This window comes from Methylomonas sp. HW2-6, assembly GCF_052474525.1.
Genome location: NZ_CP184124.1, coordinates 1,133,072 through 1,154,650 on the forward strand (window position 1 = coordinate 1,133,072; position 21,579 = coordinate 1,154,650).

A 21,579-nucleotide genomic window follows, 5' to 3' on the forward strand; every position below is an offset into this window, starting at 1 on the left:
TTCGGAAACCGCAAGATAGTCTGAGCGATAAGCTTAATTATTGATGGGATGTGATGTTGGCAAAATTAGCAAAAGCGAGTCGGGAGTTTTCTAAGCAAATGCATTTGCCAATTCTCTGCCTAATACTATATTAATACAATTGTCTGATATAGGAACTTGGTCGTGACGCTAAGATTAGTAGTGATCTCATATAAAGGTACTAGATTAACTGATAATGTAGTCGCCGAGTTTAATCAATCGGGTGGGGCAATAGGCAGGAAAAAAGAAAACACCTTGGTGTTAGGCGATCCGGAAAATTTTGTATCAGGTCGTCATGCCGAAATTTTGTATAACAATGGGCAATATCAATTAAAAGATATTAGTAAAAACGGTACCTATTTGGTTAATGCTAATGTCCAACTGAATGGCGAATCGATTACATTAAATGATAAAGAAGTTTTGCGAATAGGCGAATATGAGGTTTTAGTTGAGATAGACAGTGATCCGGCGGATATTTCAGCTATCGATTTTTCCGAGTTCGATAGGGGGCCTTTCTCTCAGGCTATCATGACGGAGGCGGGAGCACCTTTTGGCACTGAATCGGTTTCGGTCGGACTCGAGAAACTCTCGGAAGACACTAATAGACAATTTCCGCCGAGTCAAGCATTTCAAGACAGTTTTTCGGTGCCTAACGTCTTGATGGAAAATTCAGCACCGCCAGTTCAACCGGCTAAAGATATTGCCCAATTTCTGAAAGGGTTAGATGCGCTGGAGGATCCCAGACCTTTTGACATACCTATTGTCAATGGTGCAGCAATCGATAAGCGATTTACCGTTGAAAATTTCCCACAAGATGTATCCCCTCTATCGGGGATAGAGTTGAGCGAGCAGGCAGATCGAATAGCGCCTGAGTTACCGCAAGCGAGCAGTGTCTCTCGAGATAGGCAAGAGGAGGTTAGCAGTGTTAACGCAAGCCATCCAGGCGCAATCGACAATAGCGAATTGCTCAAATGTTTTTTGCAAGGTGCTGGGATTAGCGACACAGATTTTTTGCAAGAATCGCAGCGCCGCCAAGCGATGATGTCGGCTGGCCAACTCTTCAGAAATTTGATTGAAGGCTTGATGGACGTTCTGCGGGCACGCGCAGAAATGAAAAGTGAATTTCGTGTTTCTGTAACGACAATCCGGTCAACTGAAAATAACCCGCTAAAATTCAATCCTGATGTAGAAAGCGTGCTTAAACTCATGCTATCGCCGAATAACCCGGCATTCATCTCCCCGGATGTCGCAGTAGCAGAAGCATTTAGAGATATCAAGTATCACCAGATGGCGATTACCGCGGGCATTCAAGCTTCTCTTGCCGAAATACTGAGAAGATTCGAACCGGATACCTTTGAGAAAACGTTGGGTGAAGGATTAGTGTTTCAGAAGAAGGCGAGATGTTGGGAGCTTTATTGCGAAAAATATCCGGAATTAAAGTCCTTGGCGGTCAATGAGTTTTTTGGGGATGAATTTGCTGACGCATACGAGAAGCAGATGAATTTGTTTAGCCGGCGCTGAGCTTTAGCCTGATTAAGTTCCCATCTTAAGCCTATAACCGAGATCAACAGAGTATGTCTATCAACAATAAGATTGTTTGGACTGAAGGCATGTTCCTCCGGCCTCAACACTTTCAGCAACACGACCGTTATCTGGAAACACTGGTCGATGGACGTTGCCGTGGAATCAGAGCGCACGACTGGGGTTTTTCGACAATCGAGATTGACATCGCCCAATTGGCAATAGGTAAGATTTGCTTGAGCGAGGCGAGGGGTATCTTTCAAGACGGTACCCCATTTTACTTGCCACACGAAGATGAATTGCCATTACCTTTAGATGTCCCGCCAGGCACCAGTAATGAAATCGTTTACTTATCTTTGCCGTTGCAGCGCCCTGATGGTGTTGAAGTCGATAGCGAGCAAAACCCTGATGGGTTAGCACGCTATCGTCTAAACCACAGGGACGTCAGAGACAATAACGCTGGATATGATGGACGTTATCCGGTCCAAATAGCGAGTATACGTCCGAAGTTGTTGTTGAGTTCGCAAGAGCGCTCCGGATATTTGTGTTTGGGGATTGCGAATATCGTCGAAGTACGGGCGGACAAAACCGTCGTGTTGGATGAAAAATATATCCCTGTGACGCTGCAATCTAAGGCTAGCCGTATCCTAGCGGGCTTTGTACGCGAGTTGCAGGGATTGCTGCATACTCGCGGTGAGGCGTTAGCAACCCGAGTGGCGGGTGCCTCACATGGTGCCGCTGTGGCCGAAGTAGCGGATTTCATGTTGTTGCAAACGATTAACCGCTACGAACCATTACTCGAGCATTTAGCAGCAGACAGCTCGCTGCATCCGGAAAGCCTATTTTCTCTGTGTTTACAGCTAATGGGCGATCTGGCGACTTTTTATCGTTCAAGCAAGAGACCGATCGCCATTCCGCCTTATCAACATGACGATTTGCGTTGCAATTTCATTCCATTAATCGACGAGTTGCGGCGTTTGCTGAGCATGGTATTGGAGCAAAACGCGATTCAAATACCGCTCACCAAACACAGTCAATCGGTTTATTACTCCGGCCGCCCAGATGTACGACTACTGGAAAATGCGATCTATATACTCGCTGCCAATGCTCAAGTATCCTCGGAAATGCTGCGTATGCATTTCCCGCCCCAGGTTAAGATCGGTCCGGTTGAAGAGATAACGCAATTGGTCACCGCCGCATTGCCTGGAATTTCTATACATCCACTGCCGGTTGCGCCGAGGCAATTGCCATACCACTCAGGATGTTCATATTTCGAGCTCGATAAACAAAGTCCTTATTGGAAAAAAATGGCCGAATCGGGCGGATTTGCTTTTCATATCGGCGGCAATTTTCCAGGTCTGGAACTGGAGTTTTGGGCAATTAAAAAAGGGTAGGCTGCAATGACGCAAAATGGTCCATTCGGTGATGACGACAAAACCGTGTTACGCCCGTCGCCGGGCGGGCGTATGCCTGACTCCGCCACGATCAGTCGGGCTGTACAAAAATCGGTAACCCCGCCACCTGCCAGTTTTCAAAATCTGCCGCCAATAAGCGCGTTGAAGTTATCGGCATCCGCTTCGTTCTTGGATTTGGCTGCCGGCCTACTTTCGCTGGCCGCCAGATTAAAGACAATGGTCGCGTATTCGGCAATCGACGAATTAAAACAAAAACTCGCTAAGGAACTCAGCGAATTCGAGAACCGTGCACTTGCCTCAGGTCTACAACAAGAGCAAGTGCGTATCGCCAGCTATGGCCTATGTGCCTTTCTCGACGAAATTATCCAGAACACCCCGTGGGGATCACAAAGCAATTGGGGGCATCAAAGCTTGTTGATCGTGTTTCACAAGGAAGCCTGGGGGGGAGAGCGATTTTTTCAGATTCTCGATCAATTGGTAAGACAACCAGCACAAAATTTGGCTTTGATCGAGCTTTGTTATGTTTTATTGAGTTTCGGTTTCGAAGGCAAATACCGAATCATGGCTAACGGTATGAACGAGTTGGAAAAGCAACGGCTTGAACTATACCAATTGATCCAACGCGTTCGCGGAGACAGCCCGCCGGAATTGTCACCTCGCTGGCAAGGCCAGAAAACAGCAGTACAGCCGCTGCTAAACCGTATCCCTTTATGGGTGTTCGCAACCATAGCGGCCGGATTGGCCTTGCTGTGTTATTTGGGCTTTGTGTTCTTTATCAACGCCGCCTCAGATCCAACCTACAAAGAACTGCTCAAGTTGAGCAAGGAACCGATCTCGCTGGCTGCGGTGGAGTCTACTGCGCCGGCCGTCCCGGCGAGCCCATCGCCGATGCCAAACCGGGCGCAACGTTTTATTCCGCTATTGCACGACGAGATCGCCAGCAACATGGTAGAAGTAGTCGACGATAGCGTTATCCGTATCCGCAATTCATTTCCATCAGGTAGCGATCAGGTTAAACCCGAATTCATTCCGATGTTGAAAAAGATCGCTAAGGAACTCGAGAATCAGCGAGACTCGATACTCGTCACCGGGCATACAGATGATAAACCCATCGTGTCAGCCCGGTTTCCGTCCAATTGGCATTTGTCGACGGCGCGAGCCAAGAATGTATTGGCTATTTTGGTCGCTTCCGCTCAGTTGCGCGGAACCGCCCGGGCCGAGGGGCGCGCAGATGGAGAGCCGCTGGTGCCCAACGACAGCGCAGAACATCGCGCGCTTAACCGCCGTGTCGACATCCTGATTAAGTGAGAACTGCTCGTGGAACGGATATTCAATTTCTTCAAACGTAAATGGGTGTTGGAACTGATCGGCATACTGTTCCTATCGCTAATGATCTGGTTTATCGGGCCGCTGGTGGCAATTGCCGGTGTCGCGCCGTTGGAATCGGAATTGGCCAGAGGAATAACGATCGGGGTATTAGTATTTGTCTGGCTGATTTATCGGCTATTGGCCTACCGCTTCTCGCAACAACGCGACCATAAGCTGATGGCCGATTTGGCCGCAAAGGAGGGCAATGATAGTGCTAACGATACGGAAGCCGCCGCCACCGCAGAGTTGGATATCTTAGGCCGAGGTTTTGAACAAGCGTTAGCGTTGTTGAAAACTAGTGGGGGTAAGCAACAGCGAAGTACCCAGTTTCTGTACGAAATGCCTTGGTATGCAATTATCGGTGCGCCGGGGTCCGGTAAAACGACAGCATTGATCAATTCCGGTTTGCACTTCCCGTTGGCCGAGCGTTTGGGTACGCATTCGGTGAAAGGCGTCAGCGGTACCCGCGATTGCGATTGGTGGTTTTCCGACGAAGCGATATTGCTGGATACCGCCGGCCGCTACACCACGCAAGACAGTCATAAAGAGGTGGATGCGTCCGCTTGGCAGGGTTTCCTGCTGTTGCTTAAAAAATACCGGCCGCGCCGGCCATTAAACGGCGTATTCGTCGCGGTCAGCGTCAGCGACTTGATGCAACAGTCGGAAGAAGAATTGCGGCAGCATGCGGCGGCGGTCAGGCGCCGGATCATGGAGTTGAACGACCGCTTGGGTGTTCAGTTACCGGTTTACGTGTTGTTTACCAAAGCCGACTTAATTGCAGGTTTTAACGACTTTTTCGCCAACTTGACCGAAGACGAACGCAGCCAAGTATGGGGCGAAACTTTCCTGCGTACCGAAATGGCCACCGACAATCCGGCCGAACACATCCAGCAATTCGGACGTGGTTACGACGAGTTGATTGAGCGACTGACTCAGCGGCGTCTGAAACGGATGCAGGAAGAACGTGATGTTCAGAGGCGAGCGGCCATTTTCGATTTCCCGCAGCAAATGATGCTGTTCAAAACCGTTGCTACCGATTTTTTACAGGCTACGTTTTCCACCAACCGTTATGAAGAACCGTTTTTATTGCGCGGCGTGTACTTCAGCAGCGGCACCCAGGAAGGCACCCCTATCGACCGCATCATGTCGGCGCTGGCCGCCAGTTTTAGACTCGAGCGCCAAGCAGTTCCTTTATTGAGTGGCCGCGGCAAAAGTTATTTTCTGACCAAATTGTTGAAACAGGTGGTGTTTCCGGAAGCGGACCTGGTCGGCACCGATCCGCGGGTGGAGCGCCGATATCGCCTGATGACGTTTGCCGCCTACGGCGCTACCTTTGCGTTTGTTGCAATCGCCACCATTGTTTGGTCAATCAGTTTTACCGCCAATAAAATGGCGATAGCCGACGTCGACAAACAAATCGAAGCCTACCGTGCCAGTAATATCGTCGCTCAAGACGCCCGAAGCGGATTTTTGGCCTTGTTGCCGAAGCTAAACGCACTGCAGGCGGCGGGCGATGTTTATCGCCAAGCCGGCTGGAGTACAGGTTTTGGATTGGATCAAGGCGACAAGATCGGCTCCGGTGTGGACATGGCCTACCAGCGCTTGTTGAGGGAGGGCTTTGCGGTACAGATCGTCCAGCGCTTGCAACAACGCATGCAGAGCGACGAAGGTAGCAACCTGGATGTGTTATACCAGTTATTGCGAGTTTATCTGATGTTCGGCGAACCCCAACGGATGGACGTCAAGGTGGCTCAGCCCTGGATCAAGCTGGATTGGGAACAAATGTTCGCCACCGATCCGGAAACTCAAGCGAAATTGCAAACCCATTTGGATAATTTGCTGGCTTTGCCGTTGGATCCTGCCGCGATCGATAACAACTTTGTCGGCGCGGTTCGCAACAAACTGAGCCAAATACCGTTGGTCAATCAAGTCTACAGTCGCTTTAAAAGCGAGGCTTTGTTTGACCATAGCCACGATTTGATCGTTGCCGCCCAATTGGCGCCGAATGGCGGCCGGGTTTTCGTTGCGGCCAATGGCAAAGAGTTGGACTCAATCGTGGTACCCGGGGTGTTCACCGCTTATGGCTATACCGAGCTGTTTTTGAAAAAGGGTATGTCTTACGTCAAGGAAGCCAGCGAACAGAACTGGGTATTGGGTGTCGAAACCGGCAATTCCTTGACCGAAATCGACCGCTTGTACGGCGATTTCAAACGGTTGTATCTGGCCGATTATCAAAAAGCCTGGGATGGCGTCTTGGCCGCGGTCAAATTCCGGCCGCAAGCCGGGACCAGCCAACTGGTCGACACACTGGATCTGTTGTCCAGACCGGACTCGCCGTTGAAATTGTTGCTGGAGTTGGTCGAAAAAAATACTTCACTGAGCAAACTCTCGGCAGACTTGGCCGACAGCCTGAGCAAAGCCGCCGGCGCTGTCGCGGTGCCGGAGGCCGCCACCCAGAAATTGTTGGCGATGGCCAAACAGAACGAGCAAGGCATCGATCCGGTTAAAGCGTTAGAAGCTTATTTCGAGCCGTTTAACGCGCAAGTGCGCGGCGGCGCAGACCGGCCGGCGCCGATCGCTTCGGCGCTCTCCAGTATTAAAAATCTGCATGACTATTTGATGCAAATCGGCTCGGCCAGCAATGCCGGCGGCCAGGCCCTATCCACCGAAGCGGCCAAAGCCGCGGGCGGCGGTATTGATCCGCTGCAGGCGGCGAAGATGGAATTCGCCCGCTTACCGGGGCCTATTGCGGCCTCTTTAAACGCCTTGACCGCCACTGGCGGTCAACAAATCAAGAGCGGTGCAAAAAACCAGCTCAACGAAATGTTGAAAACCGCCGTAGCAATTCCCTGTAAGGCTGCCTTGTCCGGCCGCTATCCATTTGCGAAAAATACGCCTCAGGATGTGTTGTTGGCCGATTTTGGCAAGGTGTTTGCCGCTAACGGTATCGTCGACCAGTTTTTCAATGCCAATTTGAAACCGTTCGTCGATATTGCCGCTGTGCAGTGGCAAGAACTTAAATCCGATAACGCTCTGGGCTTGGCACCGGCCAGTATTCGCCAATTCCAGATCGCTGCTAAAATCCGCGATGCGTTTTTCCCGGGTGGCGGTGCCGTACCGCAAGTCCAGTTTGAATTGAAGCCGCTGTCCTTAGACGACCGGGTCGGGACCTTCCGGCTGAATGTCGAAGGCCAGGAATTGGTCTATCGCCACGGGCCGGAACAGCTGACTAAATTTCAATGGCCGGGAAGCAATAACAGCGCCGGAGTGCGAGTGGTATTCGAAACCCTGGACGGCAAACAAGTCAGCCGTGCCAAAGACGGGGCCTGGGCGCTGTTTCGTATGTTCGATGAATTCAACATTGAGCCGACAGGCCTGCCTGATCGCTTCAATCTGACCGTGCAAGTAGAAGGCCTCAGCGCCCGTTTCGAATTGCACGCCGCGAGCGTAAACAATCCGTTCGGCATTAGCGAATACCAAAGCTTCCGCTGCCCGGAGGCCTTGTGACGAATGTCGAACCGGCAACAGTCGGTTTTTTCGGCAAAGTTCCTAGCTTGGGCGATTTTGTTAGTCGGCGCTTGCCGCGCCAGTTCATCGAGCCCTGGGACCAATGGTTGCAATCGTCGTTGCGCGCCAGTCAGGATTCGCTGGGCGACAAGTGGCTATCGTCGTTTCTGGTCAGTCCTTTGTGGCGCTTCGCCCTCGGCCCCGGAGTTTGCGGCAACACTGCCTGGGCTGGCGTGATGATGCCCAGTGTCGACCGGGTCGGACGGTATTACCCGTTGACTTTGGCGCAGCCGGTGCCGAGCGACGCCGTGATGGGGTTGTTCCTGCCGGAGACGGATTGGTTCGCGCAATTGGAGGATGTGGCGCTGTCAGTTTTGAGCGAGTCCTTCGATTTGGAAGAATTCGACGCAGCGGTATCAAGTATTTCCTGGAACCGGCACGGTCCGCCCCATTATTTTCAAGGCAATTCTGATGCGGATTTCCGCCAACCCCAAGGTAAGTGGGCCGTTGGCTTCGAAATGCGTGATTTATCGCAAAGCGGGTTGGCGTATCCGTACTTGAGCCAAGCCTTGATGGCGAGGTTTTTAACGTGCTACAGCGTGTGGTCTTCGGCCGGCACCCAGGCCGGCCCTGCCAATCTGTTGTGTTGCGAAGGTTTGCCGCCCATCGAGACTTATGCCGATTTTTTAAAAGGCATCCCGCAAACCACGCGCTCCTGGCAATTACACAGCCATAAACAAACTTTGGAATCTCGTCAGATCGATCCGGCGGTCGTGACAAAGACCGAAATGGCCGCCGAATCGCCGCCGGCTACGCCGAGCTGGTCTTCCCATGGTGTAAGCGTGGTTGGCAATAAGCGCAAACACAACGAGGATGCGATGCTGAATTGCCCTGCGCAAGGGTTATGGGTCGTTGCCGATGGTATGGGAGGACACCAGTCAGGTGACTTGGCCAGCCGGCTGGTGGTTGACAGTCTATCGGCCATGGCGCCCACTGAGAGTTTAGACGGGCAAATTGAAGCGGCATTAGCGCGTTTGCAAAAGATCAACGAAGATCTACGCCGTTTTGCCTCCGGCCTGCAGCAGGGCGACATCATCGGTACCACGGTTGTGGCGCTTCTGGCCTGCGCGGCCGAATGCGCCGCGATTTGGGCGGGGGATAGCCGGCTGTACCAACTGCGGGGAGGGCGATTCCGGCAACTGACCCGCGATCACACGCTATTAGACGAATTGATGGATTCAGGCTTGATGACTCGGGAAGTGGCCGAGCAGCAGGTCGGAGCGAATGTGATTACCCGTGCCGTGGGTGGACAGCAGGATCTGGTTTTGGATGTGCTGAGATTCCGGGCCGAGGCGGGCGACCGTTACTTACTGTGTAGCGATGGCTTGGACAAAGAATTGAGTGAAGCCGAAATCGCCGCTTCGCTGGCGCTCGGCGATTGTCGGGAAGCCACTGATAGTCTGATCGATCAGGCCTTGGCGCGCAGCGGTAGGGACAACATCACGGTCGTTGTCGCCCAATTCGGCTGAAAGCCCTGTCCCAGGCTTTTACCCACGCCAGACGGCTGGCCGGTGTTAGCCGTTAGTCCCCACCTCAATTTACCAAATCCCGTATCGGGTACGACATATCGTGCCAACTGTGCGTTTAGACTTGATCGCCTGGCAGGTCCTGACTTTATGCGCTATTTCAATAATTATTATCTTTCAAACGCTTAGCTTTGGGTGGCCGATAAGCCGGCTTGGTTGGCATATTAATTGTGATAGTCCCTATCGTTGAGCGCCGATTGCTCAATTCGAGTGAGCGATGAATCCGGCAAGCACGTTTATTTCGAATTTCGGCACGCGTCGTAAAAGCGGCTACACTGGAAGCGCCGCAATCTGGGTAGAGCATGCCGGGAATTATGTTCGGCGACGTAAATTTGTAACCATGATGGGTTAATAATCAGTTGCGCGATGGCCGCATTTTCGGATCGCAACGCTCGTTGCGACTTGGCTGCCTTGTTTGCCGCTGGTGCTGGATTTTACCGATTTGGAGAATAGAACATGGCCGATTTATCAGGCTTGTTAAACGAAATAAGCCCGGATAACCCCTGCGGCGACAACTTGGAATATGACGCCGCCCGGATTGCGTTGGACACCGATATTCAAGGCACGCCGGAAAATCAGTTTACCGGCGAAAAAGCGATGCCGCCCAACTGGCGCGATATCCAAAAACAAACTCTGGCATTGTTGGAGAGAACCAGAGATCTGCAGGTGATTTTGTACTTGATCAGAGCGTTGATTCCGTTGGAAGGCTTGACCGGTTTTCGCGACGGGCTCGATCTGTTGCAGGAGTCGGTGAATCGGTATTGGGATAGCATTCACCCGCAACTCGACCCGGACGACGGCCTGGATCCGACGTTGCGGATCAATATCATCGAAGAGTTAGTGAATTTCGATTGGATCATCCGGCCGTTAAGTTTGACGCCGCTGGTCGAATCCAAAGCCGTAGGCCGTTTCTGTTTACGCGACATTCAGTATGCGACCGATAAGTTGGAGCCGCCGGAAGGCGTTGCCAAACCCGATATTAACGCCATCAAGGCCGCATTTTTGGATGTGGACGGTGAGGAATTGGGCGCAACGTTCCGGGCGATCGGCGAGAGTATTGCCAGCGTGGCGCAGTTAGAGAATTTTGTCAGCGAAAAAGTAGGTGTTGGCCAGGGCGCCAATTTGTCGGCGCTCCGATCCTTGCTTAAAGAAATCAGTTACCAGTTCGACCAACTCGCCGGCAGCCGACTGGAAAGCGAAGCCGAAAGCACCGAACAGAATGCCGAGCAAGACGAAGCCGACGCAACCAGTGGCAGCGCACCGGCTAAAGTCAAACAAGTGTCCGGGGCGATAGAGTCGCGTGCGGATGTCGTTCGGACGTTAGACTTGCTCTGCAAATATTACGCCGACTACGAGCCTTCCAGCCCGGTGCCTATTTTGCTGCAACGTGCCAAGTATCTTGCTACCGCGGATTTCCTGAGCATAGTCAATAACCTGATGCCGGATGCGCTGTCGCAAATTGATCTAATCAAAGGTCCCGATCTGAACTAAAGTGTTACTGTTGTTTACTATTTCAACTGGAGAAGAACATGGCTGAGAGTAGTCAGAAATTTATACAGCGAAACCGGGCGCCCCGGGTGCAGATTGAATACGATGTCGAATTGTATGGTTCGGAGAAGAAGGTACAGTTGCCGTTTGTGATGGGAGTGATGTCCGATTTGTCCGGCAAGCCTTCCGAACCGTTGGCTCCCGTGGCCGACCGCAAATTGCTGGAAATCGACGTCGACAATTTCAACGATCGTTTGAAATCGATGAAGCCGCGTGTTGCGTTCCAGGTCGCCAATACCCTGACCGGCGAAGGCAATTTGAGCGTCGATATCACCTTTGAAAGCATGGACGATTTCTCGCCGGCCGCGGTCGCGAAAAAGGTCGCCGGTCTGGATAAAATCCTGGAGGCCAGAACCCAGCTGTCGAATCTGATCACTTACATGGACGGCAAAACCGGCGCCGAAGAACTGATCGCCAAACTAATTAACGATCCGGCCTTGCTGCAAACCTTGGCGGCATCGGCCAAGCCAGCCGAATCCGGAGCTGAAACCACCGAAGGGCAAGGGGAATAAGCCATGGCAGAATTAGAATCGCAAAGCGCGCAAGGTGCAACCCAAACCCTGGAGTTCGACGATTTCTCCGCATTGCTGGCCAAGGAGTTCAAACCGGGTACCGAGGCGGCGAATCAGGTCAATACCGCCGTAGCGACCCTGGCCCAATACGCCTTGAAGGACGTCGCGAAAATTTCGGACGATGCCATCAAATCGATCCAGGCCATCATCGCCAGTCTGGACCAAAAAATCACCGAGCAGTTGAACTTGGTTCTGCATCACCCCGATTTCCAAAAACTGGAAGGCGCATGGCGCGGACTGCATTATCTGGTGAACAACACCGAAACCGACGAGATGTTGAAAATCAAGGTGTTGAATATTTCCAAAAACGAACTGGGCAAAACCCTGAAAAAATTCAAAGGGACCGCCTGGGACCAAAGTCCACTGTTCAAAAAACTGTACGAAGAAGAGTACGGCACCTTCGGCGGCGAACCTTTCGGTTGTTTGGTTGGCGATTACCATTTCGACCACAGCCCGCAAGACGTCGAATTGCTCGGCGAGATGGCGAAGATCAGCGCTTCGGCGCATACGCCTTTTATCTCCGGTGTCGCGCCTTCAGTGTTGCAAATGGAAAGCTGGTCTGAACTCGCCAATCCGCGCGACTTGACCAAAATTTTCCAAACGCCCGAGTACGCCGCGTGGCGGTCGCTACGCGAATCGGACGATTCACGCTATATCGGTTTGGCAATGCCGCGCTTCCTGAGCCGTTTGCCTTACGGCTCCAAAACCGATCCGGTCGAAGAATTCGATTTCGAAGAAGATACCTCCGGAGCCGACAGCGGCAAATATACCTGGTCCAACGCGGCCTACGCGATGGCGGTCAACATCAACCGCTCGTTCAAATATTACGGCTGGTGTTCGCAGATTCGCGGCGTCGAGTCCGGCGGTGCAGTGGAAGGTTTGCCGGTGCATTCGTTTCCGACCGACGACGGCGGCGTCGATATGAAATGCCCGACCGAAATCGCCATTACCGACCGCCGCGAAGCGGAACTGGCGAAAAGCGGATTCATGCCGTTGCTGCATAAGAAGAATACCGACTTTGCCGCGTTTATCGGCGCACAGTCCTTACAAAAACCGGCCGAATACGAAGATCCGGATGCAACCGCCAACGCCAATTTGGCCGCGCGTCTGCCTTACCTGTTCGCGACCTGCCGCTTCGCCCATTATCTGAAATGCATCGTCCGCGACAAGATCGGTTCTTTCAAGGAAAGGGAGGATATGGAGTCCTGGTTGAATACCTGGATCAGCCAATACGTACTGACCAATCCTGCCGTTGCTACCGAGAAAGACAAAGCCAGACGGCCTTTGGCCGGCGCCGAAGTGGTGGTGGAGGAAGTGGAAGGCAATCCCGGCTACTACCAATCCAAGTTTTTCTTGCGGCCGCATTACCAATTGGAAGGTCTGACGGTGTCTTTGCGTCTGACATCTAAATTGCCGTCGCAGAAAGGATAAATTGGATTGCTCGATTGAGCCGGATGCCTTGCGGATTGTTGTGATGAGCATTCGGCTCGCCGCGGTGAGCGGCAAGAAATTTTATAAATCCCGCATTGCCGGGACCTATAAATCCCGGGTGGCATACCCGTTTGTTTTAATGACCAAAGTGGAAAGGAGAGCAGTATGATTTTATTGAAATTTGCAACCGAAATTAAAGGCGACAGTACCGTCGAGGGCCACGCGGATTGGATCACGATTGATTCCCTGTCATGGGGCGTAGGCCGTGCGATCAGCACCAGCGGCGTCGGTAAAGACCGGGATACCAGTAATCCGTCTTTTTCGGAAGTGGCCATCAGCAAAAGCATGGACGTTGCGTCAGTGGACTTGTGGATGCAGGCCATTTGCGGCAAAAGCTTGGGCACTGCGACGATTCATTTCATTCAAACCGGCGGTGCCGATACTAAACAACAGGTCTATTTGGAGATCGAGCTTTCGGACGCCATCGTCAGCAGCTATAGCCAAAGCAGCGGCGGCGAGCGTCCCTCTGAATCGATTTCCCTCAACTTCAACCAGGCCAAAATGAAGTACAGCACCTTCGGCGTAGGCAAATCAGCCACCGCCGGCGCGTTCAAAGGCTGGGACTTGATGAAAAACCAAACCTTTTAATCGCCGTCCCCGGCAGCCTTCGCGTTGCCGGGGATATTTTTACGATCTATTGGAGAAGTCATGCTCAGTGTTTCGCAACTGATCGCAAACGGAGAACTGGATCCCGCTTTGCAGCAAACTCAGCAACAGATTCGCCAGAATCCGGCGGACGCCAAACTGCGGGTTTTATTGTTCCAGTTGTATTGCGTATCGGGCTGGTGGGACAAGGCTCTCAACCAACTCAACGTGTTGCGCGATCTGGATGCATCCTCTCTACTGATGGTCAGCACCTACGAGCAGGTTTTACAGTGCGAGGCCTTGCGTAAGGAAGTATTTGCCGCCCGCACCACACCACTGATTTTCGGCCAACCGCAGGAATGGATGGCCCTGATGCTGGAAGCGTTGAAATTGGAAATTGACGGCAACCACACCCTTGCAGCGGAATTACGCGGCCGTGCCATGCAACAGGCGCCGGCTACGCCCGGCTCCATCGACGGTACCCCATTCGCCTGGATTGCGGATGCCGACGTTCGGCTCGGTCCCAGTTTGGAGGCGATTATCAATGGTCGTTATTATTGGATTCCCTTCATGCAAATCAGCAAGATTCAGTTGGAACAGCCGACCGACTTGCGCGATTTGGTCTGGCTGCCTGCCCATTTCACCTGGGTTAACGGCGGCGAAGCCGAAGGCTTTATTCCGTCGCGTTACCCCGGTTCGGAACTGGCCGACGATGCCCGGATTCGCCTGTCTCGACTCACCGACTGGCAGTCGGTGGCGGCAGACGCTGCGCACGGCCTTGGCCAACGTTTATTGGCGACCGATGTCGACGATTATGCGCTGTTGGATGTGCGCAGCATCGAACTGGCCGCCGCAACGGAAGCACAATAATGGCCGATTTGCTTCACGCTGAGCGGTTACAGCCGTCCTTGTTGGACCGCTTGACCGATGATGCGCCGGAGAACCAAAAAGAAAGCCGGGAACAGCGCGTCATGTCGATGCGCCAGCTCCGGCAAAGCGTACTGCGCGATTTAAGTTGGCTGCTGAACACGGCGGCCTTGGAAAGCATGATCGATCTCGGCGACTACCCGTGCGTGGCTAATTCGGTTTTGAACTTCGGTTCGCCGGTGTTTTCCGGCGTATCGGTAACAGGGATCGATGCCAAACAGATCCAGAAAAAGGTTAAACAGGCGATAGCCAGTTTCGAACCGCGCATCCTGCCGGATTCGCTATCGGTGGAACTGGTGAAGGACGATGAGGAAATGAGCAACAAAGCCCTGTCTTTTACTATCGAAGGCGACCTGTGGGCGCAGCCCTTGCCGATTCATTTGTTTATCCGTAGCGACCTCGATCTGGAGACCGGGGAAATGAGTATTCAGGAATTGGATTAAGCGGCAATGGATCCGAAACTGCTTAAATACTACAACCGCGAATTGCAATACGTGCGGGAAGTCGGGGCCGAATTCGCCGCCGAATTTCCGAAAATTGCCGGCCGCCTGGGCCTGGATACCTTCGAGTGTTCCGATCCTTATGTCGAACGGCTGTTCGAAGGCTTTGCCTTCATGGCGGCGCGGGTACAGCTTAAAGTCGACGCCGAGTTTCCGAATTTTACCCAGCAGTTATTGCAAATTGTCTATCCGCATTATTTGTCGGCGACGCCGTCGATGACGGTGGTGGAATTCAAGCCCGATCTGGCCGAGGCGGCGTTGGCGGAAGGATTGACCATTGCTAAAGATACTGTGCTGCGCAGCTTGATTGCGAAAGGCGAACAAACCGCCTGCGAATATAGGACTTCGCAACCGGTGCAACTTTGGCCGCTGCAACTGGCGCAATTGGAATATTTGCCCAGTTTGGCGGCGATTTCCAGCAGCGGGCTGACACCGGGACGCTATCCGCCGACGGTCAAGGCCGCATTCCGCATCGTGTTGCGTACGGTCGGCGGCATTAAGTTCAGCAAGATGCCGCTGCAAAACTTGCCCTTGTTCTTGCGCGGTTCCGGCAATATTCCTTACCGCTTGTACGAGCAGTTTTTGGCCAACGCGGTGGGCTTGGCCGCAAAATTCAAAGCCGGCGCGTCCCATGGTTTCGAATACGCCAACGGCCGGGTGGCGCGTGGCATGGGCTTCAATCAGGAAGAGGCGTTGCTCAGGCAAACGCCGCGCTCGTTCGACGGTTACCGGATATTGCAGGAATATTTCGCGTTTCCGGATCGCTACCTGTTTGTCGAGTTGGAGCGGTTGAATCAGTTGACGGCGGCCTGCGACAGCGAGGAACTGGAGCTGTTCGTGCTGTTGGACCGGAGCGATTTGCAACTGGTCAACGCGTTGGACCAGAACAATTTGGCGCTGTTTTGCGCGCCGGCTATCAATTTGTTCCCGAAGCGCGCCGACCGCATGCACGTCGACCATCGCCAGTCCGAATACCATTTGGTAGTCGACCGCAGCCGGCCGATGGATTTCGAAGTGTACAGCGTTAACGAGGTTTGTGGCTACGGAAACGACCAAGCCGGCGAGCAACCATTTCTGCCGTTCTACGGTTCCAAATCGGCTTACCAGAATCAGGCTGAAACCGCATTTTATGCGCTAAGACGGACGAAACGGGTGTTGTCGTCCAAACAGCGCCGCAAAGGCGTGCGTTCCAGCTACATTGGCAGCGAAGTGTTTATCGCCCTGGTCGACGCGACCGAGGTCCCCTATTCCACCAAATTGGAGCAGTTGGGCGTTGAGACGCTCTGCACCAACCGCGATTTGCCTTTGGTCATGCCGGTTGGTTTGGGCGATACCGACTTTACGCTCCAGATCAGTGCGCCGGTCAAATCGATCCGTTGTATCGCCGGGCCAACCCGGCCGCTACCGGCAGCCTACGAGTCGGATACGGTGTGGCGCTTGATCAACCATTTGTCGCTGAATTACTTGTCCTTGATCGACAGCGATCAGAAAACCGGCGCCGCCGCATTGCGGGAATTATTGGGCTTGTATGCGGAAAGCCGCGAGCCGGCGATCAAGAAGCAAATCGAGGGTGTCATTTCGGTTAGCTCGAAGAATGTAGTCAGGCGCATCGATTCCAAAGGGCCGATGGTGTTCGGTCGCGGTCTGGAAATATCGGTCTTACTCGACGAATCGGCCTTCGAAGGCGGCGGGTATTTCTTAATGGGTACAGTGCTGGAGCAGTTCTTTGCCCGTTACGTGTCGATCAATTCCTTCGTCGAAACCGCGATTCGGACTACCGACCGCGGCGAAGTGGCCAGATGGCCGGTGAGGATGGGATGCCGCCAAACGTTTTGATCGACGAATTGCGGCAAGCCGCGGATCGCTTCGATTTTTTCGAAGCTTTGCGTTTGATAGAAACCTTGCACCCGGACAAGCCGCGGTTGGGCGAAAGTCTGAAAGCAGGGGATGATGCGATCCGCTTGTCTCAGGAACCCGGATTGGAGTTTCCGGCGTCGGCCATCTCGGCTTACGTCGCGGAGAGTGCTAATTCGGCAAAGCCCCGGCTGGCAGTCAACTTTATGGGATTGTTCGGCCCGAACGGTCCGTTGCCCTTGCATTTGACCGAATACGCCCGGCAACGTGCGCGCCACCATCACGACCCGACCCTGGCCCGGTTTGCCGATGTGTTTCACCATCGCATGATCAGCCTGTTTTACCGGGCTTGGGCCAATGCTCGACCGGAAGTGCATTACGATCGGCCGCACACCGACCGCTTTGCTTTTTATGTCGGTAGCTTGGCGGGCGTTGCCGGAGAAGCTTTCCAGCAGCGGGATGCGCTGGCGGATCGGGCGAAACTGTTTTATGCCGGCCATTTTTCCGTCCAAACCAAACATCCCGACGGATTGCGCGCCGTGATTGCCGATGTCCTGGGGCTAGGGGTGCGTATCGAGGAGTTCGTTGGCGAGTGGATGGATATCCAACCGGCCGAACAAACGCGCTTGGGTGCAAGTCCCGAAATTGCCAGCTTAGGCCAAACCGCTTTACTGGGTGCTTCGGTCTGGGGTTGTCAGCACAAATTCAAGGTCGTACTGGGGCCGATGGCGTTGGCCGATTATTTGGCATTGTTGCCGGGCGCGGTATTGTTCGAACAAGTCAAGTCCGCCGTACGGAATTACGTCGGTGATGAGTATGTGTGGGATGCCCAATTGGTATTGAAATGCGCAGAAGTACCGCCGGAAATGGCTCTGGGTGTGCCGCCGCAACAGGATAAGCGCAGTATGAACGGCTATGCCCAACTGGGCTGGAGTATGTGGCTGGGGCCGCGCAGTAGCGAATGCGACGCCGACGATTTATTGCTCGACCCATTTATCGCCGTAGGGGCGAACTGTTAAACCAACCTTAACTTTTGAACAGGAAATGTAGCGATGGCAGAAATTAGCCGAGTCAAGCTGTTTGGGAAACTCAACCGGGTTTGTTACAAAGCCGTCGAGAGCGCGACGGTGTTCTGCAAGCTGCGGGGGAACCCCTACGTCGAATTGGTGCATTGGTTGAGCCAATTGCTGCAATTGCCCGACTCCGACCTGCATCGGGCGATCAAGCATTACGGCCTGGACATGTCGCGGATTGCGAAAGAAGTCACCGAAGCGCTGGACAAGCTGCCGCGCGGCTCGACCTCGATTTCCGATTTCTCGCCGCATATCGAAGACAGCGTCGAACGCGGCTGGGTCTACGGCACGCTGTTATTCGGCGAAAACCAGGTACGTAGCGGCCATTTGCTGGTCGGCATGCTAAAAACCAAAGGTCTGCGCAACGAGCTGATCGGCATTTCCCGTGAATTTGAAAAACTGAAACCGGACAGCGTCTCCGACGAGCTGCCGAATGTGATTGCCGGTTCGCCGGAAGACGGCCAAACGGCAACCGACGGCAGCCATATCGCCGCGACGCCGGGCGAGGCCAGCGGTGCGATAGCGCCGGCGGCGATGGGCAAGCAGGAGGCCCTGAAACAATTCACCGTCGACCTGACCGAACAGGCCCGCCAAGGCAAGATTGATCCGATTGTCGGCCGCGACGAGGAAATCCGCCAGGTCATCGACATCCTGATGCGCCGCCGCCAGAACAATCCGATTCTGACCGGCGAGGCCGGGGTCGGCAAAACGGCGGTCGTCGAAGGTTTTGCTTTGAAAATTGTCGCCGGCGACGTGCCGCCGTCTTTGCGCGACGTCAGTTTGCGCACCTTGGACGTCGGCTTGCTGCAGGCCGGCGCCAGCATGAAAGGCGAATTCGAAAACCGCCTGCGCCAAGTCATCGAAGAAGTCCAAGCTTCGCCGAAACCGATCATTCTGTTCATCGACGAAGCTCACACGCTGGTCGGCGCCGGCGGCGCTGCCGGCACTGGCGATGCCGCCAATCTGTTGAAGCCGGCGTTGGCGCGCGGCCAATTGCGTACCGTCGCGGCGACCACCTGGGCCGAGTATAAAAAACATATCGAAAAAGACCCGGCCTTGACCCGCCGCTTTCAAGTCGTGCAAGTCCACGAGCCGGACGAAGCCAAGGCTATCCGCATGATGCGCGGCGTGGTTTCAGTACAGGAAAAACACCATCAGGTATTGATTCTGGATGAAGCGCTGGAAGCGGCGGTGAAATTATCGCACCGCTACATTCCGGCTCGGCAACTGCCGGATAAGGCGGTCAGCCTGTTGGATACCGCTTGCGCCCGAGTCGGCGTCAGCCAGCACGCTGTGCCGGCCGAGGTCGACGACTGCCGCAAGCGTATCGAAGCGCTGGAAACCGAATTGGCGATCATCGGCCGCGAAAAAACCGTCGGTGTCGAAGTGGTTGGCCGCGAAGAGTCGGCCAACGAAAAATTGGTAGCCGAACGCGAGCGGCTGGTGGGTTTGGAGGAGCGTTGGAACGCCGAGAAAGAATTGGTCGGCAAGATTCTGGCGTTGCGCAGCAAATTGCGTTCGGCCGGACATGCGGTGGACGGTGCAGCCGAACCAACAACCGATTCGACTGACGCGCAGGAAGACCGCGATGCCTTGTTGGCCGAATTGAAAGACTTGCAAACGCAATTGCGTGAACAACAAGGCGAGTCGCCGTTGATCTTACCGACCGTCGACCATCAGGCCGTCGCCGCCGTGGTGCAGGATTGGACCGGGATTCCGGTCGGGCGGATGGTCAAGAACGAAATCGAAACCGTGCTGAAATTGGCCGACAATCTGGAACAACGCATCATCGGCCAGCGCCATGCGTTGGAGATGATTGCCAAGCGGATTCAGACTTCGCGCGCCGGATTGGACAATCCGAACAAACCGATCGGCGTGTTCATGTTGGCCGGTACGTCCGGCGTCGGCAAGACCGAGACCGCATTGGCTTTGGCCGAAGCCTTGTACGGCGGCGAGCAGAACGTCATTACCATCAACATGAGCGAATACCAGGAAGCGCATACCGTGTCGACATTGAAAGGTGCGCCTCCCGGCTACGTCGGTTACGGCGAGGGCGGGGTGTTGACCGAAGCGGTCCGGCGCCGGCCCTACAGCGTCGTGTTGCTGGACGAGGTCGAAAAAGCTCATCCCGACGTGCACGAAATCTTCTTCCAGGTGTTCGACAAGGGCTGGATGGAAGACGGCGAAGGCCGCGTCATCGACTTCAAAAACACGCTGATTTTATTGACCACCAACGCCGGTACCGACCTGATCGCCAATCTGTGCAAAGACCCGGATCTGATGCCGGAACCGGAAGGGATTGCCAAAGCGCTACGCGAACCGTTGCTGAAGGTGTTCCCGCCGGCGCTGCTCGGCCGTTTGGTGGTGATTCCGTACTATCCGTTAAACGACGAAATGATAGGCGCGATCGCCCGCTTGCAATTGAACCGGATCAAAAAGCGGGTCGAAGAAACCCACAAGGTCCCGTTCAACTACGACGACGACGTGATCAAACTGATCGCCAGCCGCTGCACCGAATTGGAAAGCGGCGGCCGGATGATAGATGCAATTTTGACCAATACCGTCCTGCCGAAAATCAGCGAGGAGTTTTTGACCCGGATGATGGAGGGTGCGCCGATCGAGCGGGTGCAGGTTAAGGTTGAGGGTGGGGATTTTGGATATGAGTTCTAATCGTGATGTGATGCTTTGAATACTCAGCTATTTCGCGTTATCAAATAACTGCGGATTCGTTTTTGTTGTGTTTTTGGAATAAAAAAGTTTTTCTTTGAAAGTGGAGATTTTAAGATGGCTAGAGCAAGAAAATATTCTAAACAAGAAGTCCATGCGATTTTAACTACGAGAGAAGGGCTGCCAAGTCCGGTTAGCAACGAACCTAGTCATATTCTGAGTTTGCATGTTGGTGTAAGTGGTTTGCAAATATCTGATCGCTTAAGCGGGACTTTAAAGAGCGATAGTACCCACCCCATCATTATGGGGCCTACTGGAGTAGTAAGGCCTGAGTCCGAACATCGTGATATTTGGAAGGCTCTTAATCCGGGTATGAATACTCAGCAAGCGAAAGGTGCATTTGGTAGTTTTATTGATAACTCAAAAGATAATTCAGGTTCGTTTCTAGATGTACAACAAGCGGTTGTTGTGGGTTGGTTTTTGCTTAACTCTGATGAAGGACAAGTCGAATTGGCGAAGCTAGATGGAGCCTCGAATAGAGTGAAGATTTCTAAATCATTGGATAGATTAGAGTTTGTTAAAGAAAATGCGTTTAAAATGAATTTTGCCAGTAAAGATTCGGATATAACTCACTTGGAAGATTTTAGTCAGGCGGTAATGATTGTGGATAAGCTGCCAATGGATGGCATCCATGTCCAGACCTTATACCCTGTTAGATGAATATAGTTGGTGATTTTTGCTGAAAATCTAAATTGAGTTTTTCCGCAATTCGCTTCCTAGGTGAGTTTTTGCTTTGGCAATTTATAGTGGGAAGCGGAACAAGATATTTCTAGCGTGTAGTGGTCTGTTTTATTTCTTCCGCTTTAGAGAAAAAGGCCAGTTTTTAATTCACATTTCAAAATTAGTTAGATGGCAACTTGTCTAGACTACGCAAAAATCGCAATCGC

General features: G+C 53.2%; 15 protein-coding genes. All 15 read left to right on the forward strand.

Annotated features, from left to right (window positions below):
- Positions 1 to 162: 162 nt before the first annotated feature.
- A complete protein-coding gene (gene tagH, locus ACH518_RS06240; RefSeq protein WP_445372263.1) occupies positions 163 to 1,539 on the forward strand; it encodes a type VI secretion system-associated FHA domain protein TagH in 1,377 nt (458 codons plus the stop codon).
- Between the two features lie 53 nt (positions 1,540 to 1,592).
- Complete coding sequence (gene tssK, locus ACH518_RS06245) at positions 1,593 to 2,933, forward strand: type VI secretion system baseplate subunit TssK (protein WP_445372264.1); 1,341 nt, start codon at positions 1,593 to 1,595, stop codon at positions 2,931 to 2,933.
- A gap of 6 nt (positions 2,934 to 2,939) precedes the next feature.
- Complete coding sequence (icmH, locus tag ACH518_RS06250; RefSeq protein WP_445372265.1) at positions 2,940 to 4,262, forward strand: type IVB secretion system protein IcmH/DotU; 1,323 nt, start codon at positions 2,940 to 2,942, stop codon at positions 4,260 to 4,262.
- Between the two features lie 9 nt (positions 4,263 to 4,271).
- A complete protein-coding gene (gene tssM, locus ACH518_RS06255) occupies positions 4,272 to 7,829 on the forward strand; it encodes a type VI secretion system membrane subunit TssM (protein WP_445372266.1) in 3,558 nt (1,185 codons plus the stop codon).
- Positions 7,826 to 9,358 (forward strand): type VI secretion system-associated protein TagF, encoded by a 1,533-nt coding sequence (gene tagF, locus ACH518_RS06260; RefSeq protein WP_445372267.1) that lies wholly within the window; start codon positions 7,826 to 7,828, stop codon positions 9,356 to 9,358. The genes tssM and tagF overlap by 4 nt, the downstream gene beginning before the upstream one ends.
- 513 nt (positions 9,359 to 9,871) lie before the next feature.
- Positions 9,872 to 10,906 carry a type VI secretion system protein TssA gene (gene tssA, locus ACH518_RS06265; RefSeq protein ID WP_445372268.1) on the forward strand — a complete coding sequence of 345 codons (1,035 nt, stop codon included), beginning with the start codon at positions 9,872 to 9,874 and terminating at the stop codon, positions 10,904 to 10,906.
- A gap of 38 nt (positions 10,907 to 10,944) precedes the next feature.
- Positions 10,945 to 11,475, forward strand: coding sequence for a type VI secretion system contractile sheath small subunit (tssB, locus tag ACH518_RS06270; protein ID WP_256611893.1), 531 nt, complete (start codon positions 10,945 to 10,947; stop codon positions 11,473 to 11,475).
- A 3-nt stretch (positions 11,476 to 11,478) separates the two neighbouring features.
- Positions 11,479 to 12,966 (forward strand): type VI secretion system contractile sheath large subunit, encoded by a 1,488-nt coding sequence (tssC, locus tag ACH518_RS06275; RefSeq protein ID WP_278209765.1) that lies wholly within the window; start codon positions 11,479 to 11,481, stop codon positions 12,964 to 12,966.
- Between the two features lie 165 nt (positions 12,967 to 13,131).
- A complete protein-coding gene (locus ACH518_RS06280) occupies positions 13,132 to 13,614 on the forward strand; it encodes an Hcp family type VI secretion system effector (protein WP_445372269.1) in 483 nt (160 codons plus the stop codon).
- A 60-nt stretch (positions 13,615 to 13,674) separates the two neighbouring features.
- Positions 13,675 to 14,481, forward strand: a complete 807-nt coding sequence (locus ACH518_RS06285; RefSeq protein ID WP_445372270.1) for a type VI secretion system accessory protein TagJ — start codon at positions 13,675 to 13,677, stop codon at positions 14,479 to 14,481.
- A complete protein-coding gene (tssE, locus tag ACH518_RS06290; RefSeq protein ID WP_278209762.1) occupies positions 14,481 to 14,981 on the forward strand; it encodes a type VI secretion system baseplate subunit TssE in 501 nt (166 codons plus the stop codon). Before ACH518_RS06285 ends, tssE begins: the two co-directional genes overlap by 1 nt.
- Before the next feature lie 6 nt (positions 14,982 to 14,987).
- Positions 14,988 to 16,874 (forward strand): type VI secretion system baseplate subunit TssF, encoded by a 1,887-nt coding sequence (tssF, locus tag ACH518_RS06295; RefSeq protein ID WP_445372271.1) that lies wholly within the window; start codon positions 14,988 to 14,990, stop codon positions 16,872 to 16,874.
- Positions 16,856 to 17,911, forward strand: coding sequence for a type VI secretion system baseplate subunit TssG (tssG, locus tag ACH518_RS06300; RefSeq protein WP_260839268.1), 1,056 nt, complete (start codon positions 16,856 to 16,858; stop codon positions 17,909 to 17,911). The genes tssF and tssG overlap by 19 nt, the downstream gene beginning before the upstream one ends.
- A gap of 33 nt (positions 17,912 to 17,944) precedes the next feature.
- Entirely contained in the window at positions 17,945 to 20,635 is a 2,691-nt protein-coding gene (tssH, locus tag ACH518_RS06305; protein WP_445372272.1) for a type VI secretion system ATPase TssH, read from the forward strand.
- A 114-nt stretch (positions 20,636 to 20,749) separates the two neighbouring features.
- Complete coding sequence (locus ACH518_RS06310; protein ID WP_445372273.1) at positions 20,750 to 21,352, forward strand: hypothetical protein; 603 nt, start codon at positions 20,750 to 20,752, stop codon at positions 21,350 to 21,352.
- The last annotated feature ends 227 nt before the right edge of the window (positions 21,353 to 21,579 follow it).

What these genes read in the sequence shown, in the direction of transcription:
- tssB (WP_256611893.1), top strand. Translation starts at nt 10,945, where the DNA reads ATGGCTGAGAGTAGTCAGAAATTTATACAGCGAAACCGGGCGCCCCGG.
- tssE (WP_278209762.1), top strand. Translation starts at nt 14,481, where the DNA reads ATGGCCGATTTGCTTCACGCTGAGCGGTTACAGCCGTCCTTGTTGGAC.
- icmH (WP_445372265.1), top strand. Translation starts at nt 2,940, where the DNA reads ATGACGCAAAATGGTCCATTCGGTGATGACGACAAAACCGTGTTACGC.
- tssF (WP_445372271.1), top strand. Translation starts at nt 14,988, where the DNA reads ATGGATCCGAAACTGCTTAAATACTACAACCGCGAATTGCAATACGTG.
- tssK (WP_445372264.1), top strand. Translation starts at nt 1,593, where the DNA reads ATGTCTATCAACAATAAGATTGTTTGGACTGAAGGCATGTTCCTCCGG.
- ACH518_RS06285 (WP_445372270.1), top strand. Translation starts at nt 13,675, where the DNA reads ATGCTCAGTGTTTCGCAACTGATCGCAAACGGAGAACTGGATCCCGCT.
- ACH518_RS06310 (WP_445372273.1), top strand. Translation starts at nt 20,750, where the DNA reads ATGGCTAGAGCAAGAAAATATTCTAAACAAGAAGTCCATGCGATTTTA.
- tssG (WP_260839268.1), top strand. Translation starts at nt 16,856, where the DNA reads ATGCCGCCAAACGTTTTGATCGACGAATTGCGGCAAGCCGCGGATCGC.
- tssA (WP_445372268.1), top strand. Translation starts at nt 9,872, where the DNA reads ATGGCCGATTTATCAGGCTTGTTAAACGAAATAAGCCCGGATAACCCC.
- tssC (WP_278209765.1), top strand. Translation starts at nt 11,479, where the DNA reads ATGGCAGAATTAGAATCGCAAAGCGCGCAAGGTGCAACCCAAACCCTG.
- ACH518_RS06280 (WP_445372269.1), top strand. Translation starts at nt 13,132, where the DNA reads ATGATTTTATTGAAATTTGCAACCGAAATTAAAGGCGACAGTACCGTC.
- tssH (WP_445372272.1), top strand. Translation starts at nt 17,945, where the DNA reads ATGGCAGAAATTAGCCGAGTCAAGCTGTTTGGGAAACTCAACCGGGTT.